Source organism: Thermoflexibacter ruber, assembly GCF_900113045.1.
Classification (GTDB): domain Bacteria; phylum Bacteroidota; class Bacteroidia; order Cytophagales; family Thermoflexibacteraceae; genus Thermoflexibacter; species Thermoflexibacter ruber.
On record NZ_FONY01000096.1, the window covers coordinates 1 to 3,538 of the forward strand.

The window sequence follows — 3,538 nt, forward strand, 5'->3', positions numbered from 1 at the left end:
TTTAAGATTTGAGAAAAAAACTTGTCAGAGTAGGGAAAGTTGCAACTTCAAACAAGCAAGCATAGACAAGGGGGCTATACCTGCCAAACACCACAAAGGAAAAGAAACAGAGTGCAAAAACCTTGCACCCTATATGAACAAATCGTTAAGTTTTTAGCCTTCATTGATGCCTATTCGTCCATAGAAAAGTCAGCAAAGATGCCTCCCAAAAATCAGTGTAAACGTAACTCCTCGCAGTGTGGCAATAGGCTATGGGCGCACCTATGCTCTTTAACTCATCTATATAGTTGAATACTGTCCTGCGACTTACCCCAAGTTGCTTAGCAAGACTATTCACATCTCCCGTCGCTTTTTTGCTTATCAGGTGATGAAGAAATACCAAAACGGTGAGTTTGGAAATGTTCATAAGTTTAAAGATTGATAGTACAGAAAATCAGTAGTATCTACCCATAAGCTATGCTCTTTTAAAATTTTTACTTTGAAAAAAAATAATTGAGGTTTACATCAAGCAGTACGAAGAAAAGATAAGGACAAGTTGCAAGAGGTGTGTAATTATTTTTTGAAAATGTTATCGTTGATATGCTTTTAAAATATAAGAAAAGAAGATATTAAATATCAATATCTTCTTTTCTTAACTAAACAGTTTCCTTTAAAGCCGCAAACCCAGATTGAAGCCGTAGCTCATGTTCCAAACCTTGGTAGGAGGCATACTTTGAAAATCTGACTTTATTTTGCTTACATTTTGTAAGCCTCTATTCACCTCAAACTCAATAAGCAACTGATAATCACATAGATTAATCTGCTTGCCGATGGTCAGTACAGGTGAAATCTCCACAGAGGTAAGGCTGTTAGCAATGTATTCATGTGCCGCAGCTGTCTTTTTGTGTAGCAACAGGTCTGCCCTTCCTGCCGCCATCACATAAAACCCTTTAGTAATGTTAAACCTAAGCACCCAATCCGAAGAGAGGTAGTGCAAGCGAGTTTCTATGTCTTCCTTGATAGGAATGCCCTGTGGGTAGTTTGCTCCATAAGCAATACCATAAAATTTTGATGCCAAGTAGCCTCTCTGCCTGTACCCTATCCCTACAAGTAGATGAAGCCAATTTTTATATTGCTTTTCTTTGTAAACCATTACATTTGGAGCCAAGCGATATTGGAAATGCCCCCCACCATACCCTGTTAGAAAACCTACAAACTGCCCCGTACTGTCATACAAAGTCCCCAAATCTGGAAAAGGTAAATGGTGAAAAATCATGTTGGAATGGTGCAAACCCACTTTTAACTGCCAATGAGATTCTTTTTGGGCAAAGACCGAAACAAATAAGCTAATGAGAAATAAAGACAAAATGAGTGTTTTCATGGAAAAAATTTTTTTACATCTTGATAGTCAATGATTGATGGTACAAGAAATATTCTAAAACTTTATTCCTACATTGAAACCATAAGTAAAATTCCTAAAAGTGGTGGCAGAAAAATTAACAATAGCTGGTGGTAAAGTAGAAATGTTGTGCAAACTACGATTCACTTCATACTCTATCAGCAAAGCATAACCTTTAAAAGCAATCTCTTTTCCCAGCGCGATAGAAGGTGAAATGTCAAAATTTTTGATATTATTAGCCAGATATTCATGCTCTTGCGTGCTTTTTTTGGCTACTAACAAATCAAACCTGCCCGTAGTGAGTAAGTACCAATGCTTATACAGATAAAATCTTAGGGCAATATCAGTAGAAAGATAACGTAAACTTACTTCTATGTCTTTCTTAATAAAACCATTAGGACTAGCTGTTGGGGAGGTGACGTACCCTTTTTGACTGCGATAACCTCTTTGTCGGTAGCCTACACCAACTAATGCACTTAACCAGTTTTTCAATACTTTTTCTTTATAAATCATCAAAGAGCCATTAAGACGAGTATCGAAGCTCCCTCTTTCTGCTATTTTTCCCATATTAGAAGGATTTATCAGTGAATCATATACCGTTACTGAGTACTCCGAAGGTAAATTTTCAAAAACAATCTTAGACGCATAAAGCCCAAGTTTCATATTCCAAGTTTTATCTTTTTGAGCAAATACGTACCCAGCTAAGAAAACAATACTAAATAATAAAATAACCTTTCTCATCATGTTGATTTTAAATAGTTTAATATAGGATAACCTATTTAATCATGAGCAATAAAATAAGTAGGTTATCGTTAAGCTAATTTTATTAATAAATAGACCCACAACTTACAAATCCAGTATTAGACAAGGTTTGTCCGTATGGAGTGATTGGTGTACGACTTGTGTTTATAAGTGCATCTGATAGAAAATATATTTGAATCATAGTAACATTAACAGGTGGATTTACATAATAGTATCCACCATAAAAAGCACCGCCGTTCCATACAGTAATATCTGTATTGGTATTATCTTTATAGTTTACTATACCGTTAGTGTTCGTATTGGTGTAGTAATCATACCAATAACCCAAAAAACCTTTTCGCAAATTTCTTGTGGTCTGATAATGAGTAAATTTTGTATTTGTGCCAACTGTACCTTGTACATAAAACTCATCATACGTTAAAATTTTTAACTGAGGATTGCCATAGTATATGTTTTCACAAAACAAAGTCCGAGTATTTGTTTCTACACGACCGCTACTGAATATTCTTTCTGCCTTTTCCACGCGAATCCCTCTGCTTTCATCTGATTCTTTTATATCATCTAATAAAGGAATTTTAGATTCATCTCCATCAAGAATAATTCGTACTCCATCATCTGCATACTTGCGTATTTCTTTTCCTACCTGTACAATTCCTTTTCTATTAGCAACTAAACTCATGTGAGGGCTAAAGATTTTCATACTGAATCCTGTATTTTTATCATAATCAATTACATCTCTATTTTTTAATGCCATTTCAGACGCAAATCCATATTTTTTCAAGCGGTCTACTTGGTTTTTGTCCAGTTTGCTAATATCTCCAGCAGCAACATCAAATAAATCAATTTCTGCTTTAACGACTTGGTCATAAACTTTTCTTAAAGAAGTTATACCAAACTGACTTGCCCATTCTGATTGCTCTTGAGGGGTCTTTTTAGCTAATACTAATAAAACTTGGTAAAAAGATTTCTCATCAGGGAAATACAAAAAATCACTTTTTCTACTAACTCCTTCAGCAATCTCAATAGATGTAGTTTCTACATTAACTACATTTCTACTATCTACTTTTATTTTTAGTTCATTAAATTGGTTTTGACAACTAAAATTAATCACTAAAATGAAGATAAAAACAGTAATTGAGGATTTTCTAAAAGTGTTCTTAAAGAAAAGAATTTTTGAATTTTTGAATTTTTGAATTTTTGAATTTTTGAATTTTTGAATTTTTGAATTTTTGAATTTTTTTCTACTAACTTTTTCATACGATTAAAAATTTAAGATTTGAAAAAAATACTTGTCAGAGTAAGAAAAGTTGCAACTTCAAAAAAGCAAGCATAGACAAGGGGGCTATGCCTGCCAAACACCACAAAGGAAAAGAAACAGAGTGCAAAAACCTTGCACCC

At 34.1% G+C, this 3,538-nt stretch carries 5 protein-coding genes; all 5 read right to left on the bottom strand.

Annotation, left to right across the window (positions count from 1 at the left end; genetic code table 11):
* Positions 1–160: 160 nt before the first annotated feature.
* The 5 genes from BM141_RS22175 to BM141_RS23335 all read right to left on the bottom strand — a co-directional run bounded on the left by BM141_RS22175 (position 161) and on the right by BM141_RS23335 (position 3,397).
* Positions 161–406 (bottom strand): helix-turn-helix domain-containing protein, encoded by a 246-nt coding sequence (locus BM141_RS22175; RefSeq protein ID WP_091549619.1) that lies wholly within the window; start codon positions 404–406, stop codon positions 161–163.
* A gap of 243 nt (positions 407–649) precedes the next feature.
* On the bottom strand, positions 650–1,360 hold the full coding sequence (locus BM141_RS22180; protein ID WP_091549620.1) for a hypothetical protein: 711 nt from the start codon (positions 1,358–1,360) through the stop codon (positions 650–652).
* Positions 1,361–1,414: 54 nt separating this feature from the next.
* A complete protein-coding gene (locus BM141_RS22185) occupies positions 1,415–2,122 on the bottom strand; it encodes a hypothetical protein (RefSeq protein ID WP_091549621.1) in 708 nt (235 codons plus the stop codon).
* An 82-nt stretch (positions 2,123–2,204) separates the two neighbouring features.
* Positions 2,205–3,251, bottom strand: coding sequence for a hypothetical protein (locus tag BM141_RS22190; RefSeq protein WP_091549622.1), 1,047 nt, complete (start codon positions 3,249–3,251; stop codon positions 2,205–2,207).
* Complete coding sequence (locus tag BM141_RS23335; RefSeq protein ID WP_177217520.1) at positions 3,251–3,397, bottom strand: hypothetical protein; 147 nt, start codon at positions 3,395–3,397, stop codon at positions 3,251–3,253. The genes BM141_RS22190 and BM141_RS23335 overlap by 1 nt, the downstream gene beginning before the upstream one ends.
* Positions 3,398–3,538: the final 141 nt, after the last annotated feature.